The sequence below is a fragment of the Winogradskyella ludwigii genome (assembly GCF_013403985.1).
GTDB classification, from domain to species: Bacteria; Bacteroidota; Bacteroidia; order Flavobacteriales; family Flavobacteriaceae; genus Winogradskyella; species Winogradskyella ludwigii.
Genome location: NZ_JABFDF010000003.1, coordinates 1 through 26,197, shown reverse-complemented (window position 1 = coordinate 26,197; position 26,197 = coordinate 1). Strand labels below are relative to the sequence as shown.

25 protein-coding genes are annotated in these 26,197 nt (G+C 32.0%); 13 read left to right on the top strand and 12 right to left on the bottom strand.

Features of this window, described 5'->3' with window-relative positions:
• The first annotated feature begins 68 nt into the window (after positions 1-68).
• A complete protein-coding gene (locus HM981_RS08565; RefSeq protein WP_179338378.1) occupies positions 69-899 on the top strand; it encodes a universal stress protein in 831 nt (276 codons plus the stop codon).
• A 16-nt stretch (positions 900-915) separates the two neighbouring features.
• Positions 916-2,145, top strand: coding sequence for a peptidase T (pepT, locus tag HM981_RS08560; RefSeq protein ID WP_179338377.1), 1,230 nt, complete (start codon positions 916-918; stop codon positions 2,143-2,145).
• Between the two features lie 225 nt (positions 2,146-2,370).
• On the opposite strand, the gene yajC is transcribed toward pepT, so the two are convergent.
• The 4 genes from yajC to HM981_RS08540 form a co-directional block, all read right to left on the bottom strand.
• The gene (yajC, locus tag HM981_RS08555; protein ID WP_179338376.1) at positions 2,371-2,661 is read right to left on the bottom strand and encodes a preprotein translocase subunit YajC; all 291 of its coding nucleotides are present in this window, start codon (positions 2,659-2,661) and stop codon (positions 2,371-2,373) included.
• A gap of 23 nt (positions 2,662-2,684) precedes the next feature.
• Positions 2,685-3,242, bottom strand: a complete 558-nt coding sequence (locus HM981_RS08550; protein WP_179338375.1) for a DUF1573 domain-containing protein — start codon at positions 3,240-3,242, stop codon at positions 2,685-2,687.
• A 287-nt stretch (positions 3,243-3,529) separates the two neighbouring features.
• Positions 3,530-4,474, bottom strand: coding sequence for a transcription antitermination protein NusB (locus HM981_RS08545; RefSeq protein ID WP_246286193.1), 945 nt, complete (start codon positions 4,472-4,474; stop codon positions 3,530-3,532).
• Positions 4,475-4,579: 105 nt separating this feature from the next.
• Positions 4,580-5,683 (bottom strand): Glu/Leu/Phe/Val family dehydrogenase, encoded by a 1,104-nt coding sequence (locus tag HM981_RS08540; RefSeq protein WP_179338374.1) that lies wholly within the window; start codon positions 5,681-5,683, stop codon positions 4,580-4,582.
• Positions 5,684-5,815: 132 nt separating this feature from the next.
• Here HM981_RS08540 and HM981_RS08535 point away from each other — a divergent pair, with 132 nt between their 5' ends.
• From HM981_RS08535 to HM981_RS08525, 3 genes are all read left to right on the top strand, one after another.
• Positions 5,816-7,570, top strand: a complete 1,755-nt coding sequence (locus HM981_RS08535; protein ID WP_179338373.1) for an ABC transporter ATP-binding protein — start codon at positions 5,816-5,818, stop codon at positions 7,568-7,570.
• Positions 7,571-7,635: 65 nt separating this feature from the next.
• Positions 7,636-8,025, top strand: coding sequence for a PUR family DNA/RNA-binding protein (locus tag HM981_RS08530; protein ID WP_179338372.1), 390 nt, complete (start codon positions 7,636-7,638; stop codon positions 8,023-8,025).
• A gap of 82 nt (positions 8,026-8,107) precedes the next feature.
• The gene (locus tag HM981_RS08525; protein WP_179338371.1) at positions 8,108-10,612 is read left to right on the top strand and encodes a M14 metallopeptidase family protein; all 2,505 of its coding nucleotides are present in this window, start codon (positions 8,108-8,110) and stop codon (positions 10,610-10,612) included.
• A gap of 106 nt (positions 10,613-10,718) precedes the next feature.
• Here HM981_RS08525 and HM981_RS08520 read toward each other — a convergent pair whose 3' ends face one another.
• The gene (locus HM981_RS08520) at positions 10,719-11,054 is read right to left on the bottom strand and encodes a tRNA-binding protein (protein ID WP_179338370.1); all 336 of its coding nucleotides are present in this window, start codon (positions 11,052-11,054) and stop codon (positions 10,719-10,721) included.
• A 26-nt stretch (positions 11,055-11,080) separates the two neighbouring features.
• Between HM981_RS08520 and HM981_RS08515 the strand changes: the two genes are divergently transcribed.
• Complete coding sequence (locus HM981_RS08515) at positions 11,081-11,635, top strand: thioredoxin family protein (RefSeq protein WP_179338369.1); 555 nt, start codon at positions 11,081-11,083, stop codon at positions 11,633-11,635.
• Between the two features lie 33 nt (positions 11,636-11,668).
• Here the strand turns inward: HM981_RS08515 and HM981_RS08510 are convergent, their stop codons facing one another.
• Positions 11,669-12,673 (bottom strand): sugar kinase, encoded by a 1,005-nt coding sequence (locus HM981_RS08510; RefSeq protein WP_179338368.1) that lies wholly within the window; start codon positions 12,671-12,673, stop codon positions 11,669-11,671.
• Between the two features lie 134 nt (positions 12,674-12,807).
• Between HM981_RS08510 and HM981_RS08505 the strand changes: the two genes are divergently transcribed.
• Entirely contained in the window at positions 12,808-13,335 is a 528-nt protein-coding gene (locus HM981_RS08505; protein WP_179338367.1) for a GNAT family N-acetyltransferase, read from the top strand.
• Positions 13,336-13,392: 57 nt separating this feature from the next.
• Here HM981_RS08505 and HM981_RS08500 read toward each other — a convergent pair whose 3' ends face one another.
• The 3 genes from HM981_RS08500 to HM981_RS08490 form a co-directional block, all read right to left on the bottom strand.
• Positions 13,393-14,127 carry an energy transducer TonB gene (locus tag HM981_RS08500; RefSeq protein ID WP_179338366.1) on the bottom strand — a complete coding sequence of 245 codons (735 nt, stop codon included), beginning with the start codon at positions 14,125-14,127 and terminating at the stop codon, positions 13,393-13,395.
• A gap of 91 nt (positions 14,128-14,218) precedes the next feature.
• On the bottom strand, positions 14,219-16,372 hold the full coding sequence (locus HM981_RS08495; RefSeq protein ID WP_179338365.1) for a TonB-dependent receptor: 2,154 nt from the start codon (positions 16,370-16,372) through the stop codon (positions 14,219-14,221).
• Positions 16,373-16,578: 206 nt separating this feature from the next.
• Positions 16,579-17,850 carry an NAD(P)/FAD-dependent oxidoreductase gene (locus tag HM981_RS08490; protein ID WP_179338364.1) on the bottom strand — a complete coding sequence of 424 codons (1,272 nt, stop codon included), beginning with the start codon at positions 17,848-17,850 and terminating at the stop codon, positions 16,579-16,581.
• Positions 17,851-17,986: 136 nt separating this feature from the next.
• Here HM981_RS08490 and HM981_RS08485 point away from each other — a divergent pair, with 136 nt between their 5' ends.
• A complete protein-coding gene (locus HM981_RS08485) occupies positions 17,987-18,481 on the top strand; it encodes an RNA polymerase sigma factor (protein ID WP_179338363.1) in 495 nt (164 codons plus the stop codon).
• A 4-nt stretch (positions 18,482-18,485) separates the two neighbouring features.
• Complete coding sequence (locus HM981_RS08480) at positions 18,486-19,118, top strand: hypothetical protein (protein WP_179338362.1); 633 nt, start codon at positions 18,486-18,488, stop codon at positions 19,116-19,118.
• Positions 19,119-19,210: 92 nt separating this feature from the next.
• On the opposite strand, the gene HM981_RS08475 is transcribed toward HM981_RS08480, so the two are convergent.
• Complete coding sequence (locus HM981_RS08475; RefSeq protein ID WP_179338361.1) at positions 19,211-20,011, bottom strand: lysophospholipid acyltransferase family protein; 801 nt, start codon at positions 20,009-20,011, stop codon at positions 19,211-19,213.
• A gap of 49 nt (positions 20,012-20,060) precedes the next feature.
• Entirely contained in the window at positions 20,061-20,705 is a 645-nt protein-coding gene (locus tag HM981_RS08470; protein WP_179338360.1) for an NUDIX hydrolase, read from the bottom strand.
• Positions 20,706-20,707: 2 nt separating this feature from the next.
• On the opposite strand from HM981_RS08470, the gene HM981_RS08465 reads away from it, so the two are divergent.
• Positions 20,708-21,427 (top strand): peptidylprolyl isomerase, encoded by a 720-nt coding sequence (locus tag HM981_RS08465; RefSeq protein WP_179338359.1) that lies wholly within the window; start codon positions 20,708-20,710, stop codon positions 21,425-21,427.
• 239 nt (positions 21,428-21,666) lie between these two features.
• A complete protein-coding gene (locus tag HM981_RS08460; RefSeq protein WP_179338358.1) occupies positions 21,667-23,811 on the top strand; it encodes a M3 family metallopeptidase in 2,145 nt (714 codons plus the stop codon).
• 64 nt (positions 23,812-23,875) lie between these two features.
• Here the strand turns inward: HM981_RS08460 and HM981_RS08455 are convergent, their stop codons facing one another.
• Entirely contained in the window at positions 23,876-24,943 is a 1,068-nt protein-coding gene (locus HM981_RS08455) for a tyrosine-type recombinase/integrase (protein ID WP_179338357.1), read from the bottom strand.
• Positions 24,944-25,164: 221 nt separating this feature from the next.
• On the opposite strand from HM981_RS08455, the gene HM981_RS08450 reads away from it, so the two are divergent.
• Both HM981_RS08450 and HM981_RS08445 read left to right on the top strand, forming a co-directional pair.
• Positions 25,165-25,545: a DUF7668 domain-containing protein gene (locus HM981_RS08450; RefSeq protein WP_179338356.1), complete on the top strand. Its 381-nt coding sequence runs from the start codon at positions 25,165-25,167 to the stop codon at positions 25,543-25,545.
• Between the two features lie 28 nt (positions 25,546-25,573).
• The gene (locus HM981_RS08445; protein WP_179338355.1) at positions 25,574-25,984 is read left to right on the top strand and encodes a hypothetical protein; all 411 of its coding nucleotides are present in this window, start codon (positions 25,574-25,576) and stop codon (positions 25,982-25,984) included.
• Positions 25,985-26,197 lie beyond the last annotated feature (213 nt).

Sequence of the window (26,197 nt, the reverse complement as noted above, 5' to 3'; positions counted from 1 at the left end):
GTCATTAATCATTCTTTTTAAGTATTGAATTTATTAACTTTGACTTCACATATAAAAACCAATATATCATGAAAAGAATAATAGTTCCTGTCGATTTTTCAAAACATTCAGAATTTGCTTTAGAAACTGCTGCTGCATTAGCAAAAAAGCATAATTCAGAATTAATTGTTATGCACATGTTAGAAATGTCTGAATCCATTTTTTCTGCTTCGACTGAAGAGCGAAATGAGGAAAATGCATTTATGATGATGGTAACAAACAGAAACTTTTCTGCTTTTTTAGATAAACCATACTTAGAAGGTGTAAATGTTACTTCTTTAATAAAATATCACAAAGTTTTAAAAGAAGTTGCAGAAGTTGCTCTTGAAAACAAAGCAGACCTAATAGTAATGGGGTCTAGAGGACATAGTAATCACGATGGCATATTTACAGGATCAAACACAGAGAAAGTTGTACGTTATAGCAAAACTCCGGTATTAGTAGTTAAGTCTAAACCAAATTCTATAAATTTTGAACATGTTGTGATGGCAACAGATTTTACTGAAGATAGTATTCCTGCTGTGAAAAATGCTTTAAAAGTACTAGCTGAATTAAGTACAAAAACAACATTACTTCATATTAACTTACCAAACTTAGGTTTCTTTAGTACGTTTGAAATTGATGAAAAAATCGCTAAGTTTTTAGAATTAGCAGATTTAAAAGAATCAGATGTAAATATTGCTCGTATTTCAGATCATAGCGTAGAAGATGGTGTTTTAGCATATTCTACCATACATAAAGCAGATGCTTTAGCAATGATTACACGTGGAAGAACAGGATTAAGTCATTTCTTTGAAGGTAGTATTTCTGAGGAAGTAGTTAATCATTCTAAACTACCTGTGGTAACATTTAAACTTTAATTTTCAATAACCACTAATGCAAAATATAATAGATCGTTTTATTAGCTATGTTACTATTGATACCGAATCTGATGCAGATTCTGATAGTACACCTAGTACTGCCAAACAATGGGATTTAGCCAATAAATTAGTTGAAGAATTAAAGGCAATTGGCTTAAGTGATGTAAGTATTGATAAGAATGCCTACATTATGGCAACCTTACCTAGCAACGTAGTTCATAAAGTACCAACCATTGGCTTTATTTCTCATTTTGATACGTCTCCTGATTTCACAGGAGCTAACGTAAAACCTCAAATTGTAGAAAATTACGATGGAAAGGATATTGTTCTAAATGCTGAAGAAAACATTATTTTATCTCCTGATTATTTTGAAGATTTATTGATGTATAAAGGTCAAACATTGATTACAACTGATGGAACAACTCTTTTAGGTGCCGATGATAAAGCAGGAATTACAGAAATTGTTACTGCTATGGAATATCTCATTAACCATCCAGAAATTAAACACGGAACTATAAAGGTTGGTTTTACTCCAGATGAAGAAATTGGTAGAGGAGCACATAAATTTGATGTAGAAAAATTTGGTGCTGAATGGGCATATACCATGGATGGTAGTCAGGTTGGAGAATTAGAATACGAGAATTTTAATGCTGCAGGTGCAAAAATTACGGTTAAAGGTAAAATTGTTCATCCTGGTTATGCTAAAGGAAAGATGATTAATTCTATGTATTATGCATCGGAATTTATGAATACTTTACCAAGGCTTGAAACTCCAGAACATACCGAAGGTTATGAAGGTTTTTTCCATTTACATAATATTGAAGGTGATGTTGAAGAAACTACACTACAATATATTATTAGAGATCATGACAAAGATAAATTTGAAGCCAGAAAAGCTTTAATGCAAAAAGTTGTTGATGATTTAAATACGAAATACGAAAGCGAAGTTTTTAAGATTGAATTGAAAGATCAATACTTCAACATGAAAGAAAAGGTAGAACCTGTAATGCATATTGTAGATATTGCAGAAGAAGCCATGAAAGCTGTAGGAGTAAAACCTTTGATTAAAGCCATACGTGGAGGAACCGATGGTTCTCAATTGTCTTATATGGGCTTACCTTGTCCAAATATATTTGCAGGTGGTCATAATTTTCATGGTCGTTATGAATATGTTCCTGTAGAAAGTATTCAAAAAGCAGTGGAAGTTATTTGTAAGATTGCTGAATTAACGGCTTTAAAGAAATAACCTCAATTACAAATTACATTTTAAAAAAGCAGTAAACTATACTATTTAGTTTATTGCTTTTTTTATGTGTTTAAACAGGACTTATACGATTACCCCATAATAAATCAAATGACACTTTTAAATTAATAAATATTTTATTAATTATTATTGAGTAACTATGCTTTTAAACACAAAAAAACCGTTCAACTTAATGAACGGTTTTTATATAATAATATGCAATAGTGTTTATTTTACAACAGCTGGTGCATTTAATTTATTACTCATTTCCATTGAAATTGCAGAACGGTCAAATTTAATTTTACCTGCTAATGTTTCAATAATACAACTGTTATCTTTATCATTAAGCTCTACAACTTTTCCGTGCATACCGCTTTTAGTAATAACACGAGTGCCTTTTTTTAATTCGCTGGCAAACTTTTTTTCTTGTTTAGAGCGTTTCATTTGTGGTGCAATCATAAAGAAATACATCACAGCAAAAATGGCGATAAACGGTAAAAATGATCCTATTGCGTCCATTTAGTAATTATAAGTAAAAATTATTAATCGTGGTTATGTCCTTCGTGTCCTGGTTGTGTAGAAGACTTTACTGCTGTTGAAGGTGAAACAGATAAAGGGTTTGTTTTAGCTGCCGTTGCTGGCTTTACTGGTGCATTAGGATCTTTTTCTACAAATGCTGTAATTTTTACTGGCTCTTGTCCTTTTTCAGTATTAGTGATCATAGTTAAAGATTTAGTAACTTTACCACTTCCTTTTCCATTAAATTTTACTGTAAATTCTCCAGTTTCACCTGGTTGAACTTCTTTTGTGTAATTAGAAGGTACTGTACAACCACAAGTACTTTTAATGTTACTTACAACTAACATAGAGTTTCCTGTATTTGTGTACTTAAATATAGTCTGAACAGGTGTTCCGTTTGCTATTGTACCAAAATCATGTTCTTTCTTGTCTAAAGAAAGTACCGCGAAATCACCAGCGTTTGCATCTCTCTCTGCTGCAACAGCTACGTTTTCTGATTTGATTTTACTAGCAGCATCTTCTTTACAAGATGTAAAGGCTACCATACACAATGCGCTAAGTCCTAAAATTACTTTTTTCATTACTTTAATTTTTATTGTTAGAAATTTATCTCAGCTGCCGAAGTTAATGATTATTTCATCGAATTAAAATTTTTAAACCTTTGTTAACACAATTTTGTAAGAATTTACCTTATTGGTGATACAATTTGATTAAAATCAATGTAAAACAAGAAATACTAACGTCTATAAAGCTATTAAGCCACTTTCAAAATATTGAAAGTGGCTCAAATATGTACTGTTAATATTACTTTAGGTCTTTAAAAGCAGTATAATCTTAACAAGAGGTCTTTTGTAATAAAATTCTTAATTTACATTAAGCCTCTTCCTGCTTTTAAGTGAATATTTTCTGATTGATATTCCTTTACAATTTTATCTAAAATACCATTAAGAAATAAACTACTCTTTGGTGTAGAATATTCTTTAGCAATTTCTAAATATTCATTAATCGTTACTTTATAAGGTATCGATGGAAACTTTTGAAATTCGCAAAGTGCCATTTTTAACAACACTCCGTCTAAACTTGCTAAACGTTCAGAATCCCAATTGGTTGTTTTCTTCCCGACCTCTTCTCCAAATTTTGAACTGTTAAGAAATGTTTTTGAAAACAATTCTATTGCAAAATCCTTATCTTCTTCGTCTTTATATAATTCTGGTATCAAAGCCGTTTCTGGAGATGTTAACTTTAATTTTCTAAGTACTTTTAACATGGCCGTATTTACCACTGGCAAATCATCTACCCAAGTAAGTTTCTTATCTTCAAAGAAATCATAGAGCTTTTCGTTAGGTGCAATTATTTCAGTAAAAATATCTAAAACAAATTGTTTGTCCTTTTTAAAGCTAGTCTCTTCTTCTTCTGTATAAACTTTATACAGCTCGCTTTTTAGAATCTCTTTGAAAATAATATCAACGTATTCAAAATCTAAATCCCAATAATTCAAGTGCTTATTAGAAATAGCTTCTTGTAGCATGGTGTTGCTAGTTATAGCTTGTAAAAGTTGATTTTCTTGAAATTTTAAATTAGGATTACTATCAGTTTCTGATTTTACTATTTTATTCTGAAGTCTCTCGTTATAATTTCTACTCTTCTTATGTAATTCTGTGAATAGAGCTAATTGTGCTAAATAAAGATCGAACATGCTCTCTAAACTGTGCAACAAAAATTTCTGTTCTTTTATTAAATCATCACTCTCTGTTCCTCTAAAAGCATACATGGATTGCATGACTTTAATTCTGATGTGTCTTCGGTTTAGCATGTGTAAGAACTCACTTTATTTTTAATTATTAAAAAAGGTGAACCTTTAAAAGTTCACCTTGCAAAAATACTATTAATTACTTCTGAAATAAAAATAAAATGTGCTCTATTTCGAATTTTCTCTTTTACGTGTTTCAATGCGTTCTCTTGCAATATTTAAAGCTGCATTATGTGTTGTAAGATTATTCACTTTTGCATTATCTAAAATCTCTAATGTTGTATTGTAAATATTCCCTGTTTTACGCATAATCTCTTGTTTGTCGTAATTCTCTAATTCTGCATAAACATTAATAATTCCGCCTGCATTAATTAAAAAATCTGGAGCATAAACAATACCACGTTCTTGTAAAATTTTACCGTGTCTGCTTTCTTCTGCTAATTGATTATTTGCAGCACCTGCAATAATTTTAGCTTTTAATTTATAAATAGTGTCGTCGTTTATAGTCGCACCTAAAGCACAAGGAGCATAAATATCCATAGCTTCACTATAAATATCGTTGCCGCCATAAATAGTAGCACCATATTTAGAACGCACTTCTTCTAAACGATCTTGACTAATATCAGAAATGGTAACATTGGCACCTTCGTTAACCAAATGTTCTACTAAAGCTTCACCAACATTTCCAATACCTTGAACAAAGATATTTTTATCTTCTAGGATATCAGAACCAAACTGAAATTTTGCAGCAGCTTTCATTCCCATAAAAACACCATAGGCTGTAATTGGCGATGGATTACCAGCACCACCTTTGCTTTCCGATATTCCGGTGACGTAAGGAGTTACCTCTCTTACGGTATCCATATCTTCTGTCGTCATTCCAACATCTTCTGCTGTAATGTAACGGCCGCTTAATGAATGTACAAACTCACCAAAACGTTTCATTAATTCTGGAGTTTTTTGCGTTTTAGCATCTCCAATAATAACCGCTTTACCTCCACCAAGGTTTAATCCTGTGATAGCAGATTTAAATGTCATACCACGAGATAAACGCAATACATCATTAAGTGCTTCCCATTCATTAGCGTAATTCCACATTCTAGTACCACCTAAAGCAGGTCCTAAAACTGTGTTATGAATACCAATTATAGCTTTTAAACCAGTATCTTTGTCGTTGCAAAATACAATTTGCTCATGATCATCAAAAGAATGTTGTCCGAAAACCGGATCCATTTTTTTCAATTCTTTTGAAGTTATAATTTCTGAAGTCATGTTCATTAAATTTTAGGGAGTTTAAAGATATTCTAAAACTAGCGTGCAAAAGTAAATTATAATTAAAGGATTAGCAAAATATAAACTATTTAAATAAGATTGTCATAATACTTTTGACCTACTAAATACATAATGAAGGCACTTAAACATCTCAACAAATACTTCTACAAGTATAGGTATCGTATCATTATCGGAATTATAATTACTATAATTGCGAAGATATTTGCACTCTTTACTCCGCGCTTAGTGGGAGCTTCTATTAATATTGTTTCTGACCGTTTGGATGGGAAAATATCCGAAGAAATTTTTAGAAGTGAATTAATGACTAACATCCTCTACCTCGTTGGAGCAGCTGTTATTGCTGGTATATTTACTTTTTTAATGCGTCAAACTATCATCAATGTATCGCGATATATTGAATATGATCTTAAAAATGAAATCTATCACCATTACCAAATTCTGTCTTTAAATTTCTATAAATCTAACAGAACTGGAGATTTAATGAACCGTATTAGTGAAGATGTTGGTAAAGTAAGAATGTATGTTGGTCCTGCAATAATGTACACCATTAATACCATTACATTATTTGCTGTTGCTATAATTTATATGGTAGATAGATCTCCAACTTTAACACTTTATACACTACTTCCTTTGCCTTTTCTTTCGGTTGCGATATATAAATTGAGCCGTTTAATTAATAAACGAAGCACTATTGTACAACAATCCTTGTCAACACTCTCTACGTATTCGCAAGAAACCTTTAGTGGTATTTCTGTAATTAAATCTTACGGCATTGAACCTAGAACCAATACAGAATTCGAAAATCTTTCGGCAGAAAACAGACAAAAACAAATTAACCTTACCAAAGTACAAGCGTTATTTTTTCCGATGATGATCTTATTAATCGGAGTAAGTAACCTCATCGTGATCTACGTTGGTGGTATGCAATACATGAATGGCGAAATTGAAAAAATAGGAACTATTGCAGAATTTATTATTTACGTAAACATGCTAACATGGCCAGTTGCAACCGTTGGTTGGGTAACGTCCTTATTACAACAAGCTGAAGCATCACAAGAACGTATTAATGAATTTCTAAATACAGAACCAGATATAAAAAACACAGCAACAGAACTGACTCCAATTAAAGGAGATATCGAGTTTAAAAATGTATCCTTTGTTTATCCTGACACCAATATTGAAGCTTTAAAAGATGTAAGTTTCAGTTTAAAATCTGGACAAACACTAGCTATTTTAGGCAAAACAGGCTCCGGTAAATCCACTATTCTAGATTTAATTGGTCGCTTATATGATATTAATAACGGTTCAATTTTAATTGATAATACCGAAATTTCAAAACTAAATCTTTTCAGCTTAAGAGAAAGTATTGGTTATGTGCCTCAAGATGCATTTCTGTTTTCAGATACCATTAAAAATAATATAAAATTTGGTAAAGAAGATGCTACAGAAGATGAAGTTATCGAAGCTGCAAAAAATGCACGTGTCCATAAAAATATCATTGATTTTAGTAATGGCTATGATACGGTATTAGGAGAACGTGGTATTACACTTTCTGGTGGACAAAAGCAACGTGTATCTATCGCAAGAGCAATAATCAAGAAACCAGATATTCTATTGTTTGACGATTGTCTATCTGCTGTAGACACAGAAACAGAAGAAAAAATATTAAAGAATCTTGTAAAACTAACCAAAGATAAAACCACCATTATTGTAAGTCATCGCGTGTCTTCGGCTAAGAATGCAAACCAAATTATTGTATTAGAAGATGGTAGAATTATAGAGTCTGGAAACCATGAAAGTCTTGTAAATTCAGATGGCTATTACAAGGAATTATACAACAAACAACTCTCCGAAAAAGAAATGTAGTAATTTGTTGCTTAGGTTACTTTTTTTTAAGATTTTTGAATGGAAATTAAAAACAAAAATGAGATATGAGTGATTATGAAATGATGGATAAGGAAGAAATATATTCTAAAGTATTACGTGCTGGAAGAAGAACATATTTCTTTGATGTGAGAGCTACTAAAGCTGGTGATTATTATTTAACTATTACAGAGAGTAAAAAATTCACTAATGACGATGGATCTTTTCATTACAAAAAGCATAAAATCTATCTTTATAAAGAAGACTTTTCTGAGTTTAAAGAAATTTTAGCTGAAATGACTGATTATATCATTAACGAAAAAGGGCAAGAAGTCATTAGCGAGCGTCACCAAAAAGACTTTAAACGCGAAGATGATTTTGTAGCACAAGAAGCAAAAACACCTGAAGACACTAAAAGTATAGACAATTTTACAGATATCAGTTTCGACGATATTTAAACATACTTTTGTTAAATAACAAGAAAAACCGTTACACTTCGTAACGGTTTTTCTATTTTTAGCTCTTAACCAACCTTTTTCTATGCAACGCATCTTTCTACTCTTACTGATAACAACATCTACATTATTCTCACAATCGTCTACAGATTTATCTTATTATTTACCTCAAGACATTACTTATAACCCAAGTATTCCCACACCACAAAGTGTCATAAATCATAACGTTGGAGATTGGCATATTACACACGATAAGCTTGTAGAGTACATGAAAGCTTTAGCAAATGCTTCGGATAGAATTACCATTGAAGATAGAGGTAAAACGTTTGAAGATAGACCTCTACTTCTACTCACCATTACATCTCCTAAAAATCACAAAAATATAGAGACCATTCAATCAGAACATATTGAAGCCACCGAAACCAATTCTGCGAATCTAAAAAACAGACCTATTGTTGTGTATCAAGGATTTTCAATTCATGGTAATGAGCCAAGTGGTTCTAATGCAGCTTTATTAGTTGCCTATTATTTAGCTGCAGCAAATGGTTCTGAAATAGATAATTTATTAGATAATACTATTATTTTATTTGATCCGTCTTTAAATCCAGATGGTTTACAACGTTTTGCATATTGGGCAAATTCTAATAAGAATATAAACCTAAATCCAGATCCTAACGACAGAGAATACAGCGAAGTTTGGCCAGGAGGACGTACTAATCATTATTGGTTTGATATGAATAGAGATTGGCTCCCTGTGCAATTACCAGAATCTAGAGCACGTATTACAACCTATCATAATTGGTTACCAAATATTTTAACGGATCATCATGAAATGGGAACTAATTCTAGCTTCTTTTTTCAACCTGGTATTCCTTCACGTACACATCCATTAACTCCACAATTAAATCAAGAGCTCACTAAAGGTATTGCCACATATCATGCAAAAGCACTAGATAAAATAGGCTCGCTCTATTATTCTGAAGAGAGTTTTGACGATTTCTATTACGGAAAAGGCTCAACCTTTCCAGACATTAATGGAGGTATTGGTATTTTATTTGAACAAGCGAGTTCTAGAGGTCATGTTCAAGAAAGTGAAAATGGCATATTAACTTTTCCGTTTACAATAAGAAATCAATTTACCGCAGCATTATCTACGCTTGCAGCTTCTAATGGCATGCGAGAAGATATTTTAGAGTACCAATACAACTTCTTTAAAAATGCACGAAGTGAAGCTTCAAAAGAAGGCAAAAATGCTATTGTGTTTGGAGATGAAAAAGATGCTGCAAAAACGTATCATTTGGCTGAAATTTTAAAACGTCACCATATTAAATTCCATGCCTTAAAAGCCGATTTTTCAAAAGATGGAAAAAATTATAAAAAAGGCTACAGTTATGTGGTTCCTAAAAACCAAAAGAATACAAGATTGATTAATGCCATGTTCGAAAAAAGAACAACATTTCAAGATTCTTTATTTTACGATGTCTCTGCATGGACGTTTCCTTTAGCGTTTAATTTAGATTATACTGAAACGACAACTGACAAAGCAGGTTCTATTATCAAAGATTTACAACATCTTAAAGGTGGTGTAAATTCAAAAAGTGACTACGCTTATTTATTTGAGTGGAATGAATATTATTCTCCAAAACTTTTAAATGCTATTTTAAAGAAAGGTTTAAGAGCCAAAGTAGCGATGAAAAATTTTGAAGCCAATGGTAAATCTTATGACTATGGAACGATTATGATTCCTGTTCAAAATCAAGAATTATCAACCTCTGAAATTTATACGTTTTTAAATGATAATGCTCAAGAGAGTTATATTAAAATTGATGCTGTTTCAACAGGATTAAATAAAGGTATAGACTTAGGAAGCCGGAATTTTAAAGCTTTAGAACTGCCCAAAATTGCTCTTTTAGTTGGCGATGGCATAAACTCTAGCGATGCTGGCGAAATTTGGCATTTATTTGATACACGTTACGATATCATCGCGACAAAATTAGATACCAAAACTATTAGTAGAGTGGATTTGAGTCGTTACAACACAATTATAACGGTGAGTTCTTCTGGATTAAGCGATGATAATACTAAAAAGATACAGTCTTGGATTAGAAATGGAGGGACTTTAATTGCCTATAAAAATGCTTTGAAGTGGTTGAATTCTAAAAATTTAATGAAAATCGATTTTAAAAAGAATAAGCTCATCGCTAAAAATATTAGCTTCGAACAACGTAGTGATTTTAGAGGATCTCAAGTTATTGGAGGTGCCATTTTTGAAACGCAACTAGACCGTTCTCATCCTATTAATTTTGGTTATAAAAATGATAATTTGGCGTTGTTTAGAAATTCTACATTATTTGTTAATCCAGATAAAAACAGCTATAACAATCCTATACAATACTCCAAAAATCCATTATTGAGTGGTTATATTTCTAAAATGAATTTAGATAGTATTAGCAAAACGGTGCCTTTAAAAATAGCACGTCTTGGCCGTGGTAATATTATAGCTTTTACAGATAACACTAATTTTAGAGCGTTTTGGTATGGCACAAATAAATTATTAATGAATGCAATTTACTTTCGTGAAGAAATGTAGTTTTTCACGAAGTAGTGAGGACGAAAAATATAGTAATTACTTTATTTCTATTTCAGGTTTATGAGATGAATACCTCAACTTGTAAAATCCTCTAAATGATCTTTTGTTATGAAACCACTACTCCATTTCTAACTTTAGTTTCAGGATGTAATAAAAAGACATCTTTAGCTTTAACAGCACCTACAACTAAACATTCGCTCATAAAATTAGCAATCTGTTTTTTAGGAAAGTTAACTACAGCTATTATTTGCCTATTTAGCAAATCCTCTTTATAATATTGTGTCGTAATTTGTGCTGATGTTTTTTTTAGTCCTAAATCCCCAAAATCTATAGTGAGCTTATATGCTGGACGATGGGCATTTGGAAAATCGATAACCTCTATTATTGTTCCAATACGCAAATCTACCTTTGTAAAGTCTTCATAAGTTACTATCTTTTCCATTCTATAAAATTAATAAAAATTAAGTCATGGCAGACACAATATCAAATATGTTACCTCTAGGAACTAAAGCTCCGGATTTTAAACTTATAAATACAGTAGATGATACTCAAAAATCACTTAACGAATTAAAAGGTATAACAGCAACGTTGGTATTATTTATTTGTAACCATTGTCCGTTTGTTATTCATGAAACTGAGCAATTGGCTCAATTGGCTAAAGATTACATTTCAAAAGGTATTAATTGTATTGCAATTTCTAGTAATAATGTTGAAAAATTCCCACAGGATGGCCCTTTGCTAATGAAACAATTTGCTATTGATAACGGTTTTATTTTTCCGTACTTATACGATCAAACCCAAGAGGTTGCAAAAGCTTATACTGCCGCTTGTACTCCCGATTTTTTCTTATTTAATAAAGACTTAAAACTTGTTTACGCTGGGCAATTAGATGATTCTAGACCTGGAAATGGCTTACCCGTAACTGGAAAAGACATAAGAGAAGCCATGGATGCCTTAATTAATGATACCACTGTAAACCCAAATCAAAAACCGAGTATGGGTTGTGGAATTAAATGGAAATAATAGGCCTGTAATTTAAATACGATTACAATAGCTCTACCTCACAAAACGTCCTGAAATATTACCTTCAATAATTTGCACTACATCATCTACATTACTATGATTTACATCACCTTCGTAAGTATGTTTTAATGCACAAGCAGCGCTCGCAAATAACATGGCTTTATAATCATCGTAATGCTGTAAACCATGGATTAATCCGGCTGCAAAAGCATCTCCTGTACCAATACGATCTACAATATGTGTTATATCTAAATCTTCAGTTTCTCTAAATTCAGACCCATTCCACATTCTTGCTCTAATCTTATGCCATGATGCATTTAGTGAGGTTCTAATCTTGTCAAACACTTTTTTTATTGATGGAAATGTTTCCATTAGTTGCTGACTCGCTTTTATAAAATCGTCATTCGAATATGTGTAATCTGTTCCTAAAACTTCATTAATTTCATTAATACCACCAATAAAAATATTAGAATAGTGCAATAATTCTATTAAAGTCTCCTTAGGATCTTTTCCATATTTCCATAAACCACTACGATACGTAGGATCTGCAGAAACCGTCAATCCTTTTTCATTCGCTAATTTTAAACCTTCTTTCAAAGTATCATAAGCACCTTGAGATAATGCAGGAGTTATACCTGTCCAATGCATCCAATTCCCTTTTTTTAACGCTTTTTCCCAGTCTACCATGGTTGGTACAATTTCAGAAAAAGAAGAATGGGATCTGTTATATGAAATTTTACTCGGTCGCATTACAGCACCTACTTCCAAAAAGTAAACACCTAAAGGCCTTTTAGAACGCACAATTGATGATGTACTGACTCCAAACTTTCTAATATAGGAAATGGCAGTGTCACCAATAAAATCTTCAGAAACGGCACTTATATGCTTTACACTTCCACCAAAATTAGCAATAGAAATGTTAACATTCAATTCTGTACCACCAAAATAAAATTCAACATTATTAGATTGCATAAACGTTTTATTACCTCTAGGAGAAATACGTAATAAAACCTCACCGAATGTTATAATCTGACTCATATTAGTATGTTTTTTTGACTTTTAAATTCAACCTGTAATCGTTTTGGAGATAAAAGATACAGACTTAAATTTACTTGAATGAATTTATAGTATATATTGTTGCAATAATTTTAACCGTCAAGATAGCACCAATTATGGATTTCCAACACATAGAAACAAAAAGACTCTTATTAAGACCTGTAACAACAGCTGATGTACATGATTTCTTTGAGTTAGATTCTAACCCAAAAGTTCATGTTTTTCTTGAGAAGAAACCCGTTAAAAGTATCGAAGAATCAGCACAAATGGTTGCAGACATATTACAACAATATAAAACCAATGGTTTAGGACGTTTAGCTATAATTAATAAAAAGACTAATGAATTTATAGGTTGGGCTGGTCTTAAATATGAAAAGATTTTAAGAAAAGAATTCAATTATTACGATTTAGGCTATCGACTTAAAGAACAGTTCTGGGGAAAAGGCTATGCTACTGAAGCTGCTATTGCATCTTTAGATTACGGATTTAAAGATTTAAAACTAAAAGAGATTGGTGCAGCTGCAGATGTAGATCACTTAGCATCTAACGCTATTTTAAAAAAAATTGGCATGCCTGTTTCAGGGACTTTCACTTATAAAAATGAATTATGCAATTGGTACAATTTAAAAAACCCTTATTTATAGAAACAACAAAATCCCATTTCTGGGATCTTGTTGTTTAAATTAGGTAACAATTTAGAGTTATTGTTCTTGCAATTTAAAGTTAATAGGAATACTATAAGGAACACCTACAGGTTTATCACGTTGTTTACCTGGTACCATTCTTGGCAGTAAATCTACAATACGCTCTGCTTCTGTTTCTAACAATTTATCGGGTCCTCTACTTTTTATTTTAGTCACCTTTCCGGTTTTATCTATTAAGAAGAACACATATACTTTACCTTGAATATCAAGCTCTGCTGCTGCTGATGGATATCTAAAGTTTTTCTGAAGATGCTCTTGAATTTTACGTTCAAAACACGCTCTTAATTCTTTATTATTTCCAGTACATCCAGGAAATTGTGGTACTTGTTCAATCACTGCAAAAGGAACTTCGATATCCTCTTCTACTTCTACAACAGCGACATCTTCTACTCCAACTTCTCGGTCATCAATAATATCATCCTGTCCTATTTCTGTACTTTGTATAACACTTTCTTCAACATCTACCACATCTTCTACAATTGTAATAACCTCAGAAACCATTTGCTGTGCAGGAGGCGGAGGAGGTGGAGGTAATAGGTCTATTGTAGTAATAGGAATGTCCTCATCAAATTGGTCATCTAACATTAAGATATCAATCTTAGTTGCTTCTTTTTCGTAAGTCTTATGTTCAAGTCCTAAATATGTTAGGAGTAACATTACGTTTAAGCCAACAGCAAAATATAAACTGCTGTTTCGACCTACATTGGCTTGTGGGTTTTTTTTGAGTTCCATGACGTTTAATTTTATGTTATAAAGTTAATTCTTATCTCACATTTAAATTATGACATATATCATGTTTATCTAAAAATCAACAACTTAAAACCTACAAGTTATTTAACTGATTGTCATTACCGTTTTCACTAATCGTCCAAAAGAAACCAACAAAAAAGAACTGATCTGCAGCAGGAGTTAAGGCACGTCTATTAAATTGACCACCACTATTTAAAGTGTCTGCATATTGGTAACCGTTTATATTTTTGAATCCTAAAACATTATTTACAGAGAAATACAGAATCTTTTGCTGATCTAGCAAATAAGCCCAATTAAGACTTAAACTGTTAAACGACTTTGTACGTTCACTTAATAATTTATTGGTGTTAGGATTGGTGTAAGGACGTCCTGAAGAGAATCCGTAAGACAAACCAACCTGACTTTTCCAATCTTCGATCCAATACTTGCCTACAATAGAAAGGTTGTGGTTAGTTGCAAAATTGGGTTGTGCTGCTGTTTCAAAATTTCTGTAATCGCGTTCTGTATCTAAATACGAATAGCTGACCCAATAGTCTATTGCTTTGATACTTGTATTGTCTCGCCAAAACAAATCGAGTCCTTGTGCGTAACCATCACCTGTAGATGTAAAATTTGAAGCAAACGTCTCAAACTCACCGTCAAACTTTATTAAGTTCTTATAATCTTTACGATATGCTTCTGCTCTAAATATCTTTCCATTATTTACATATTGATAATTTGCTATATAATGTGCTGTTTGCTGTGCTTTTAAACTCTTTTCGAACTTTAAAACCGTACTGTTTGGGTTCTGGTAAAAATTACCATAAGCTAACGAAAACTGTCCGTTTTTTGAACTTTTATAAGCCAATGCAGCTCTAGGAGCCAAATCTGTTGTATTAAATATAGAACTGTGATCTGCTCTCAGTCCTACTTTCAAAGCTAATTTTTTAGAGAAAATTACATCAGCTTCAGCAAAACCTGCTGTAATATTATTATTATTAAAACCATATGTTTCGTTAATAGAACTGTCTTCAAAGTTTTCATTAAAATCTGTAATAAATTGTTCTGCTCCAAAGCTTAATTTTAAACGACTATTAAAACGTTTTTTTAACTTCAATTTTAAGTGTGCTGAGTTTTCTGTATTATTTATATCACTGGTTTCAATCCCTAAAGTATTCTTTGCATATGTATAACTGATACCAGATGTTATGCTCCAATTATTGCCTAATACACCTTTGTAAGAACTGTTAAGGTAAAAGTTATTGTTGTTAAGTTTAAAATCTATACCATCGGTATCATTAATATCTTCTTGATTTAATTCGAATTTAGTCGCATCAAAAGCGGCATAAAACTTTAGCATACCACTGTTTAATTTCTGTCTAAACACAGTTTCACCTTGTGCGCCTGTATAAGGTGTCTTCCATTCATTTTTATCTTTAAAAACACCTAAATAAGGAGCTAAATTAATATAAGAGGCGTTAAAACTTAATGACGATTTTTCCCATTTTTGTGTATTACCCAATGTAGCTCCTACACTCATAATACCAATATCTGTTTTCTCTTGGTCGGGTTCATCAATTGTATTTAATAGTAAGACACTTGATAATGCTTGTCCAAATTCTGAAGAATAACCTCCTGTAGAAAACGTAATACCATCAAATAAAAATGGAGAGTAACGTCCTCTAGTTGGTATGTTATTGGTTGTAGGAGAATAAGGTGTAAAAACACGAATACCATCTATAAATATTTGTGTTTCATCTGCACTGCCTCCTCTAACAAACAAACGTCCATCTTCTGCCACATTAGATGTTCCTGGTAAGGTTTGCAAAGCTCCTACAAAATCGCCAAGCGCACTTGCAGTGGTAACTACATCTAAAGGTTTTAAAACCGAAACCTTACTGTTATCACTAGCTTCAAACGTTCCTGCACTAATAACTACAGCATCTAGCGTTTCTACATCTTCAAGTAACTTAATATTGAGATGGTTTAATTTAGAAACGTCATTAATAATCGATCTGGTTTCGAAAGATAGAAATGACACTATTAAGGTTTGTGTTCCTTTTTCATCTGTTGTAAACGAAAAACCACCAACCTCATCTGAAGTTGCGCCATCATAAGTGCCCTCTAAATAAACATTGGCACCTATAATGGGTAAATTATTTTTATCTACTACTTTTCCTGAAATAGTAGTTTGTGCATTTCCTATGGTGATTAAAAGGAAAGCAAGAATGGTGATTAGGTATTTCATCTCGGTTAAATGATTAAAAGTTCGTTTCTAAATGCTGAATTAATTCCGATTATTATCGAAACAGTATCTATTGATGAAACAAACTTCAATGATTTTACCTAACTAATGAATTCTAATATACCGAGTTGTATTTTTTTAATGACGAATTGAATTTACGAGGTCATAATTTATATTTATTCAATCATATTTAGACTAAACAAAAAAAATTACTTCTTAAAAGGTCTAATAATAAGTCGTGCTGCTTTATCAAAGTTAATGTAATTGTACGTCCAGTTAAATAATACAATCACACGATTTCTAAAGCCAACTAAAGACATTAAGTGCACAAACATCCAAATAAACCAGGCAAAAAAGCCTCCAAATTTATAGTGTTTAAGATCTACAACCGCTTTATTTCTGCCTATGGTTGCCATTGAACCTTTGTCTTTATATACAAAGGGTTTCAACGGTTGCTTATTAATTAAACGTATTAAATTCTTTCCTAATAAATGCCCTTGTTGTATCGCAGGTTGTGCGACTTGTGGATGTCCTTTTGGATAAGCTTCAGAGGTCATTAATGCAATATCACCAACAGCAAAAATGTTAGTATAATCTTCAACTTGATTAAAGTGATTCACATTATAACGGTTTGCACGTTCTACTAAAGCTTCTGCTTTTAAACCTTGTATTGGTGCTCCTGTAACTCCTGCAGCCCAAATTAAGGTTTCGGATTGCATTTTTAATTCTGAATTTGTAGTCACTGTTTTACCATCGTAATGTTTTACAAACGTGTTACAGTGTACTTTTACACCTAATTTATCTAAGAACTTAGCCGCTTTTTTAGAGGCATGCTCACTCATTGGCGGTAATACGCGATCTGCACCTTCTAATAAATGAATGTGCATATCATCCGGATCTAAATCGTGATAATCTCTTGGTAAAATATTATTTTTAAGTTCTGCAATAGCACCAGAAAGCTCAACTCCTGTTGGTCCTGCTCCAACAATTACAAAATTAAGAAAGGCTTCACGTTCTGCTTCTGAGTCCGCAATTGCCGCTTTTTCAAAATTCTGTAAAATAAGGCTTCGTATGTCTAGAGCCTGAGGAACCGTCTTCATTGGCATACTACTCGCTTCAATAGCCTTATTTCCAAAGTAATTGGTTTTTGTTCCTGTGGCAATAACGAGATAGTCATAAGACAAATGCCCTATGGACGTAATAATTTCATTGGTTTCGGGTAGAATTTGTTCCACCTCAGTAAGTCGAAAAAAAGTAGTTCTATGCTTCTTAATAATCTTTCTTAAAGGATAAGCAATAGAATCTGGCTCTAAACCAGAACTAGAAACTTGATACAATAAAGGTTGGAATGTATGGTAGTTATGTTTGTCTATTAATACGACTTGAACATTTTTATTAGCTAAAGCTTTTACTAAATTAATACCTGCAAAACCGCCACCTATAATAACGATTCTTGGTAAATTAGACTGTGGAATATTCATTGAATACTAGTTGAGATTTCACAAACAAAATTACAAATTTCCGAGCCTAAAACAGCGTTTTAAAACAATTGTTGAATAATTTTGTAACAAAACAGAAACTCTTGCTACTAATAAGATAACTAACCAACCTCATCAATTGAACAAAGAATTAGAACATCGTTTTGTAGAACAGTTGCAAAAGCATCAAAACATTGTGCATAAAGTGTGTCGTTTATACACTAACAATGCAGATGCTCATAACGATTTGTTTCAAGAGATCACCATTCAATTATGGAGAGCATTCCCCAAATTTAGAGGTGAAGCGAAATTTAGTACTTGGATGTATCGCGTTGGGTTAAATACCGCAATTACATTATACAGAAAATCTAAAAGACGCATAACAACACAAGAATTTGATGCTGTAGAATTTAAAATTAAAGCGGAAGACTATGATGATACTGAAGAACAACAATTAAAACTATTGTATCAAGCCGTACATCAATTAAATGATATTGAGAAGGCGTTAGTTTTCTTGTATTTAGAAGACAAAGATTATCGCGAAATAAGTGCAACTTTAGGTATAACTGAAGTTAATGCTAGAGTGAAGATGAATCGCGTAAAAAAGAAATTAAGAACCATACTTAATCCGTAACATTATGGATGAATTAGAATTATTAAAGAAAGATTGGAATAAATCCAACAATAAATACGAATCATTTTCAGATAGCGATATCTATACAATGAGCCATAAAAAATCATCAAACATTGTTAAAACTTTGTTTTATATCAGTATGGCCGAATTGGTGTTTTGGGTTTTAGTCAATTTTCTACCTATTGTACTTTCAGACAAAATGAAAGCACAATTAGAAGAAATGAGCCATAGTTGGATTTATATTGGATTGAATATATTAAGCTATGCCGTTATCATTTTATTTGTTTATCTCCTTTGGAATGCACATAAAGCCATTTCAGTTACTGATAATGCAAAAAAACTGATGGAAAGTATTTTAAAAACGAGACGCATCATTAAATACTATGTGCTTTATAATTTATTGATTGCATTTATAAGTATTCCAGTTTCGCTTTATTTCTCCATTAATGAACATCCTGAAATATCAGAAAAATTGAGTACAGCTTCTCCTGCACAATTAGCTGTAATGCTCTTAATCACTGTAGTAATTACAGTTGTGTTTCTATTATTTATATGGTTATTCTATAAATTGATTTATGGTATTTTAATTAAGCGCTTAAACAGAAACTATAAGGAATTAAAGAAGCTAGAAGTTTAGCACGTAAATAAGTGAGATAAATCTCAACCATTCATAAAAAAAGTCAGCACTATTAATTGCTGACTTTTTTCTTTTATATATAATCTAAAAAATTACATATCACGTAATTCTTTATTTAAACGTTCTTTTTCTTCCAGTTCTTTTTGTGGAATCACTTTTAAAAATGAAGGGTGTTGCTCAATAGCATACTCTATTTTTTCAACTATTGAATCAATAGATTCATTTTCATAATCAATCTCTAAAGGAGCTTTAATTTCAAAAGATTGAAATATATTTTTCTTTTTTACACGTAATCCTTTTTTATCAAAAGAGCGTCTAAAGCCATCAATAACAATAGGAACAACGATAGGTTTATAACGTTTAATGATATGTGCTGTACCTTTTCTAATGGGTTTAAAAGGTGTGGTTGTACCTTGAGGAAATGTAATTACCCAACCATCATCTAGCGCTTTACCTATACTAGAAATATCGCTCATTTTCACTTGTCTATTTACATCTTTACCTTGTGATCTCCACGTACGCTCTATACTTATAGAACCTACATAAGCCAAAATTTTAGGCAACAAGCCAGACTTCATAGTTTCTTTAGCCGCAACATAATAAATGTTGAGTTTAGGATTCCATAAATAGCCTATGTTTTTAATAGAATCTTCTCTATTGCTTAAACTCGCATTAAAAACGTGAAACATAGAAATTACATCAGCAAAATATGTCTGATGATTAGAAATAAACAATACGTTGGTTTCTGGTAAATTCTTTATAATCTCAGAACCTTCAATCTGTAATTCATTAAAACCTCTAAAACGGCGATGTGTTAACGCACCTAAGATTCTAATCAACCATTTTTTAACCCAAAGTATATGTCCGAAAGGATTTCGTTTGAATAATCCCATAAATAATTTTAAAATTTAGTCTATTTACAAATGTAACATTTTAGACAAGTTATAAAACTTGTTTTAGTAAGTCTTTTATTTCTACAAGCATCATTGCTGTTGCTCCCCAAACCATATGCTCATTCAATTTAAAAGCTGGCACCTTTACTTCTGCACCAAAAGAGGTTGGTACTGTTGCTGTTACAATATTAATATCATTTAAGAAATCCTTAAGCTTTACTTCTATTATAGCCTCTACTTCTTCGTCTTGTTTTACAAAACTTAAATACGCTGAAGAAACACCAATAAAAGGATGCACCATAAAATTACTTGGAGGAATATAAATTGGAGACATCGTTTTTAAAACCTGAAAATCAGATCTTAACACACCAACTTCTTCTTCTGTTTCTCTTATTGCTGTTTGCATTAAATCATTAAGATCTGCATCTTCATATTTTCCTCCTGGAAACCCTACTTGAGCAGAATGCACACCTTTATATGTTTTACGAAGAATTAATACTAAATGTGTTTCATTATTAGATTTTGGATAAAATAAAGCCATAACTCCTGCTCTTCTAGCAGATTTAGACTTCGTTTTCATTTTATCTGCTAACTCTAAACGATACGGAGGCGACATTTTTGCATGCGAGTCTTCGCCTGAAAGCTCCAGATGTTTTATTTTTACTACAGATTCTAAAAACGTTTTAAAAAGCATTTATGAGATTTCAATTAGTGTTTCCAATGGCTATTGGCTGTGTATTATTACTTCTGAATTGTGAAGATAAGCAATCTTCAAAAAAAACAAATACAACTGTTATAAAAGATTCGACTCTAAACGAAACTAAAATTATTCCTAAAAAGAAAGCTAATCCTGAGTTTCCTGTACTCTCAGATAAAAATGCTATGGAATTCTTTTTGGAGTATGAAAAAGAAAATAAAGATGATAAAGTAAGGATTACAACCGATTTTGGAATCATAGAAATTCAGCTTTACACTAAAACCAAATTCCATAGAGCCAACTTTGTTTATCTCACCAAACGTAACTATTTTAATGGTACACAGTTTTATCGTGTGGTAAAAGACTTTGTGATTCAAGGAGGCAGTAGTGATGATTATAACCTTGCTAAAAGACGTCAGAAAATAGGTAAATATCTTTTACCTCCAGACACAAAACAAGGTTACACTCACAAGCGTGGAGCGATCTCTATGCCAAGTAGCGAAATGGAAAATGCTTATAAGTTAGCGTCTCCTTTTCAGTTTTTCATTATTCAACGTAACGGAGGAGCAGACTACTTAGATAAAGATTATACCGTTTTTGGTGAAGTTACCTCTGGTATGGATGTGGTAGATAAAATTGCGAACGTAAAAACAGATGAGGGAGATTGGCCTTTACAAAATGTTTATATCAGAAAAGTAGAACTTATTAGTGCGTTGTAAACAGAGCTCATGAGGTTTCAACGTTTCTAAAAAAATGAAAAGACGATACAATTCTTTTCCTATTTCATATTAGAAAAATTTTCATCAGCATTTTTGTTAGTTGAATTCTTATAAAGAACTTAAAAAATCCGTTAAATTATCTTCAACAATTATAAAATATTTAAGAAACATCATATCTAATTTCAGTATCTTGTTTGCTTGATAAAACCCTATCAAATTTCAAAAAAAAATTAGTAACCATGATTTCTAAATCCCTTAAAGCCAGTTTTATTTGCAGTATTATCTTATTCGCAAGCTGTAAAGAAGGCACAACACCAACAGTAAAAAAAGAAATGAGTAACAATGTATTAATCCAAGAATGGACAGGACCTTTTGAAGGAGTTCCTGCCTTTAATAAGATGTCTGTAGATGCTATAAAACTAGCAATGGAAGAAGCTATGGCATTAAATCTTGCCGAAATTGACGCCATAGCCAACAATACAGAAGATGCAACTTTTGAAAATACCATTGTTGCCATGGAAAGTTCAGGTAAAGCCTTAAGTCGTGTATTTGCTTACTATGGCATAATGGGAAGTAATGTATCTTCTCCTGAATTTAGAGCTATTCAATCTGAATTAGCTCCAAAACTTTCCGATTTTAGATCTCAAATTTCACAAAACCAAAAATTATTTCAACGTATTAAAACCGTTTATAATGCGTCTCAAAGTACACCATTAGAACCTGAAGCGCAACGTGTGGTAGATTTAACCTACAAGCAGTTTGAAATGAATGGTGCCAACTTAAATCCAGAAAAGAAAAAACGTTACGCAGCAATTAACAAAGAACTATCGACGCTTTACACCGACTTTGCTAATAATGTTTTACATGACGAAGAAAACTACATTACGTATTTAAACGAGAATCAATTAGGTGGTTTAGCAGATGGGTTTATAAAATCGGCTGCAAAAATAGCAACAGATAAAGATCAAGACGGAAAATATGCCATTACCAATACACGCTCATCAATAGATCCGTTTCTTACCTACTCTACTGAACGTGAATTACGTAAACAAGTTTGGGAAAACTACTACTCTAGAGGCGATAATGGAGATGAGTTTGATAATAACGAAATTATAGCACAAATTTTAAGACTTCGTAAAGAACGTGTTGGCTTAATGGGTTATAAGAATTTTGCTGAATGGAGATTACAGGATCGTATGGCAAAAACACCAGAAAATGCTATGGATTTAATGATGGCTGTTTGGCCAGCTGCAACAGCAAGAGTAAAAGAAGAGGTTGTAGATATGCAAACTGTTGCCAACGAACTTGGTGATAATATTACTATAGAACCTTGGGATTATAGATACTATGCAGAAAAGGTTCGTAAAAAGAAATACGATTTAGATAGCGACGAAGTCAAACAATATTTACAGTTAGACAAATTAAGAGAAGCAATGTTTTTTACGGCTGGAGAATTGTTTAATTATAAATTCACACCAGTTAAAGAGGGAACCGTTCCTGTTTTTCATGAAGACGTGAAGGTTTGGGAAGTTACAGACAGAGATTCAGGTAAGCATATTGGTTTATGGTATTTAGATCCTTTTTCTAGACAAGGTAAACGTTCTGGTGCTTGGGCAACAACGTATAGAAGTTCTGATTCTTTTGAAGGCAAAACCAATGTTTTGGCTTCAAACAATTCTAACTTTGTAAAACCAGCACCTGGAGAAGCCGTTTTAGTGTCTTGGGATGATGCGACTACGTTTTTTCATGAATTTGGTCATGCGCTTCACTTCTTTTCAGCAGACGTAAAATACCCAACATTAAATGGAGGAGTTAGAGATTATACAGAATTTCAGTCGCAACTCTTAGAACGTTGGTTGTCTACAGATAAAGTAATCAATCAGTTTTTAGTGCACTACAAAACAGGTGAACCAATTCCTGCTTCATTAGTTGAAAAAATCAAGAAAGCTTCAACTTTTAATCAAGGTTTTGGAACGACAGAATATTTAGCTTCGGCTTTAATAGACATGAAATTACACTTAGCAGATCCTACAAGTATTGATATCGATAAGTTTGAACGTGAAACGTTAGACGAATTAGGGATGCCAAAAGAATTGCCAATGCGTCACAGAACTCCACAATTTGGACATGTATTTTCTGGTGAAGGTTACGCAACGGCATATTACGGTTATATGTGGGCCGATGTTTTAACTAGTGATGCATCTGAAGCTTTTAGAGATGCACCAGGTGGATTTTACGATAAAGAGGTCGCTAAAAAATTAGTGAAGTATTTATTTGCACCACGTAATGCCATGGATCCAGCAGAAGCCTATAGAAAATTTAGAGGTCGCGATGCTAAGATTGAAGCTTTAATGCGCGATCGTGGATTTCCGGTCCCCAATTAAAACAACATTATTTTAACTACCCCAAAACGCTCAACTAATAAATAGTTGAGCGTTTTTTCTGTGATTATAATGAATCTAAAGGACTTTTAATATTGGAAAGATTCCGATGAGACACCTTTGTATAGATTTGAGTGGTTTTTACGGAATAATGGCCTAGCAATTCTTGTATAAAGCGTAAATCTGCGCCAGACTCTAATAAATGAGTTGCATAACTGTGTCTTAATCCATGAATACCAATCTTCTTTTTAATTCCAGATTTTTCCATCGCATTTTTAAATATAGCCTGTAAACTACTTTTAGAATACATACCTCCATAGCGACCTTCTAGCAAATATTCTTTCGGTTTATAGGCACTGTAATACGTCCTTAATTCATTTAATATAGAATCTGGTAATGGCACATATCTGTCTTTCTTTCCTTTGGCACCAACAATATGTACCAACATTCTAGAACTATCTACATCGATCAATTTTATATTAACTACCTCAGACACTCTTAAACCCATACCATAACATAATTTTATAGCAATTTTATGCTTAAAATTTGATGTAAAATCGATGATAGATTTTACTTCCTTTTTACTTAACAACTTTGGCAACGTACTTGGTTGTTTAGGTCTAGGAATATCAAAAAACATTTTTGGTCTATGTAATACTTGCTCAAAGTAAAACTTGATCGCATTAATTTTACCATTCATTTTACGCTCTTTATGTTTTAGCGTTTTAACACAATACAAAAAATAGTCTTTAAGACGTTTTGCATCTAAATCTTGTACAAAATAACTACCTAATAGCACAAGTAATTCGGCAAATTCAGAAAGATACATACGTTGGGTATGCACGCTATAAGCTTTTAAGTGTAATTGATCTTGAAAAGACACAAACGCCTCTCTATTAATTGGATGAATTTTTAAAACCAATTTATGACCAATTGTTTTTTCTTTAATATTAAGTTGATTTCTTATTGCAGGTAAATCAGACAAGTACCAACGCTTTTGAGTTGCACTATATCTAACGGAAGAAAATCGCTTACGCAATTGATTTTTGAGCTCTAAACTATAATTGAAATGAATCCATATCACCTCCTTTCCCCTATGGTTCCCAGTTATAAATTTATATTCAGACAGCTCCATTTATTAGGTGTTCTATATATCAGATATAAAGATAGTCAATTTTTGATATATAAAATAATGAATAAAAATCTATCTCGAGTAATTATAAACAAAGGATTTATTGTTTTTTTATTAAATTCTTCTATCTTTAATAAATAACATATATAATAGTGTTAGCAAACATTAACCACTCTAACTCAACAAAGGAAATAATTGAATTTGGAAATCATAAATTATAAGAAATGACTGAAATTAAAGTTGAGAAAAACGAGGAAAATGAACTTCCAATACCTCACATTTGGAGACCGAGTTTTAAAGCAATTATAAACGCTTTTGTTAAAGGAGATTATAATTTAAGTTCAGAAATAAAAAACGTGAATCCGATTTCAAATGAAACTGCTGAACAAATCAAAGAATATATTGAAGATTATGGAGAAGAATTAGTTGAACTTCCGAATGAAACTTGGAATTCATCAGTTTATATTTGTTATGGAGATTATTGGAATGTACTTATCGACCTTTATACAAAAGACGAAGGATTGAGCGATTTAGTTCTGAATGCTGAAATAAGAGAAAACAATAGTGAATATTTAATTGACATTCAATTAGTTTATGTGCCTTGAATAAAATCAAAAACGTTAGCCACATATAATGAAACGAAACTTCTGGAATATAATTTTAATTTCCACCCTTTTTTTAGGTTGTCAAAATACGGGAACATTATTTGGAAATTACTCGTCTTGTATTGATGGAGAATATACAGAAGTTTATTTCAAAAAAGATTCTATGAGAGTCGCTTCAGAAAATGTATGGGTTGAATTATCAAAATGGAGAAAAATTGAAATTAAAAATGATACTCTCTACTTTGAGACATTTGGAGAATGGAGAGACAAAACGAAAGCGATAATCAAATACGTTGGAACGAATAATACTGAATTAAACTTTTTGGAAACTGATGCGATTCTTAATTTGGAACGGATGAATATAGAATTAACTTTTAAAGACTCATTAAAATTCTGGAATGAATTTAATAAACGTCTGATTTCCAAAAATTGCAAATAATAAAATAACGTTTGCTAACACCGTGTATAATTAATTGCTTTATTGAGCTTACTTGCGAATATTCCTGCGGAATATTCACGGGTTCGTAAAAGTTTACTAATTTAGTTGCTGAACCACGCAACTAACCATACACAATCACGTTGCCAGTAATTTACGAACGGCACTCTAAAAAACAAATTGAAAGTAATGAAGAAAGAACTTGAGGAAATAACA

What these genes read in the sequence shown, in the direction of transcription:
- HM981_RS08475 (WP_179338361.1), bottom strand. Translation starts at nt 20,011, where the DNA reads ATGGGATTATTCAAACGAAATCCTTTCGGACATATACTTTGGGTTAAA.
- HM981_RS08550 (WP_179338375.1), bottom strand. Translation starts at nt 3,242, where the DNA reads ATGAAAAAAGTAATTTTAGGACTTAGCGCATTGTGTATGGTAGCCTTT.
- pepT (WP_179338377.1), top strand. Translation starts at nt 916, where the DNA reads ATGCAAAATATAATAGATCGTTTTATTAGCTATGTTACTATTGATACC.
- HM981_RS08490 (WP_179338364.1), bottom strand. Translation starts at nt 17,850, where the DNA reads ATGAATATTCCACAGTCTAATTTACCAAGAATCGTTATTATAGGTGGC.
- HM981_RS08525 (WP_179338371.1), top strand. Translation starts at nt 8,108, where the DNA reads ATGCAACGCATCTTTCTACTCTTACTGATAACAACATCTACATTATTC.
- HM981_RS08545 (WP_246286193.1), bottom strand. Translation starts at nt 4,474, where the DNA reads ATGCTAAACCGAAGACACATCAGAATTAAAGTCATGCAATCCATGTAT.
- HM981_RS08460 (WP_179338358.1), top strand. Translation starts at nt 21,667, where the DNA reads ATGATTTCTAAATCCCTTAAAGCCAGTTTTATTTGCAGTATTATCTTA.
- HM981_RS08450 (WP_179338356.1), top strand. Translation starts at nt 25,165, where the DNA reads ATGACTGAAATTAAAGTTGAGAAAAACGAGGAAAATGAACTTCCAATA.
- HM981_RS08515 (WP_179338369.1), top strand. Translation starts at nt 11,081, where the DNA reads ATGGCAGACACAATATCAAATATGTTACCTCTAGGAACTAAAGCTCCG.
- HM981_RS08495 (WP_179338365.1), bottom strand. Translation starts at nt 16,372, where the DNA reads ATGAAATACCTAATCACCATTCTTGCTTTCCTTTTAATCACCATAGGA.
- HM981_RS08500 (WP_179338366.1), bottom strand. Translation starts at nt 14,127, where the DNA reads ATGGAACTCAAAAAAAACCCACAAGCCAATGTAGGTCGAAACAGCAGT.
- HM981_RS08470 (WP_179338360.1), bottom strand. Translation starts at nt 20,705, where the DNA reads ATGCTTTTTAAAACGTTTTTAGAATCTGTAGTAAAAATAAAACATCTG.
- yajC (WP_179338376.1), bottom strand. Translation starts at nt 2,661, where the DNA reads ATGGACGCAATAGGATCATTTTTACCGTTTATCGCCATTTTTGCTGTG.
- HM981_RS08535 (WP_179338373.1), top strand. Translation starts at nt 5,816, where the DNA reads ATGAAGGCACTTAAACATCTCAACAAATACTTCTACAAGTATAGGTAT.
- HM981_RS08510 (WP_179338368.1), bottom strand. Translation starts at nt 12,673, where the DNA reads ATGAGTCAGATTATAACATTCGGTGAGGTTTTATTACGTATTTCTCCT.
- HM981_RS08530 (WP_179338372.1), top strand. Translation starts at nt 7,636, where the DNA reads ATGAGTGATTATGAAATGATGGATAAGGAAGAAATATATTCTAAAGTA.
- HM981_RS08520 (WP_179338370.1), bottom strand. Translation starts at nt 11,054, where the DNA reads ATGGAAAAGATAGTAACTTATGAAGACTTTACAAAGGTAGATTTGCGT.
- HM981_RS08540 (WP_179338374.1), bottom strand. Translation starts at nt 5,683, where the DNA reads ATGACTTCAGAAATTATAACTTCAAAAGAATTGAAAAAAATGGATCCG.
- HM981_RS08565 (WP_179338378.1), top strand. Translation starts at nt 69, where the DNA reads ATGAAAAGAATAATAGTTCCTGTCGATTTTTCAAAACATTCAGAATTT.
- HM981_RS08480 (WP_179338362.1), top strand. Translation starts at nt 18,486, where the DNA reads ATGGATGAATTAGAATTATTAAAGAAAGATTGGAATAAATCCAACAAT.
- HM981_RS08445 (WP_179338355.1), top strand. Translation starts at nt 25,574, where the DNA reads ATGAAACGAAACTTCTGGAATATAATTTTAATTTCCACCCTTTTTTTA.
- HM981_RS08465 (WP_179338359.1), top strand. Translation starts at nt 20,708, where the DNA reads ATGAGATTTCAATTAGTGTTTCCAATGGCTATTGGCTGTGTATTATTA.
- HM981_RS08455 (WP_179338357.1), bottom strand. Translation starts at nt 24,943, where the DNA reads ATGGAGCTGTCTGAATATAAATTTATAACTGGGAACCATAGGGGAAAG.
- HM981_RS08505 (WP_179338367.1), top strand. Translation starts at nt 12,808, where the DNA reads ATGGATTTCCAACACATAGAAACAAAAAGACTCTTATTAAGACCTGTA.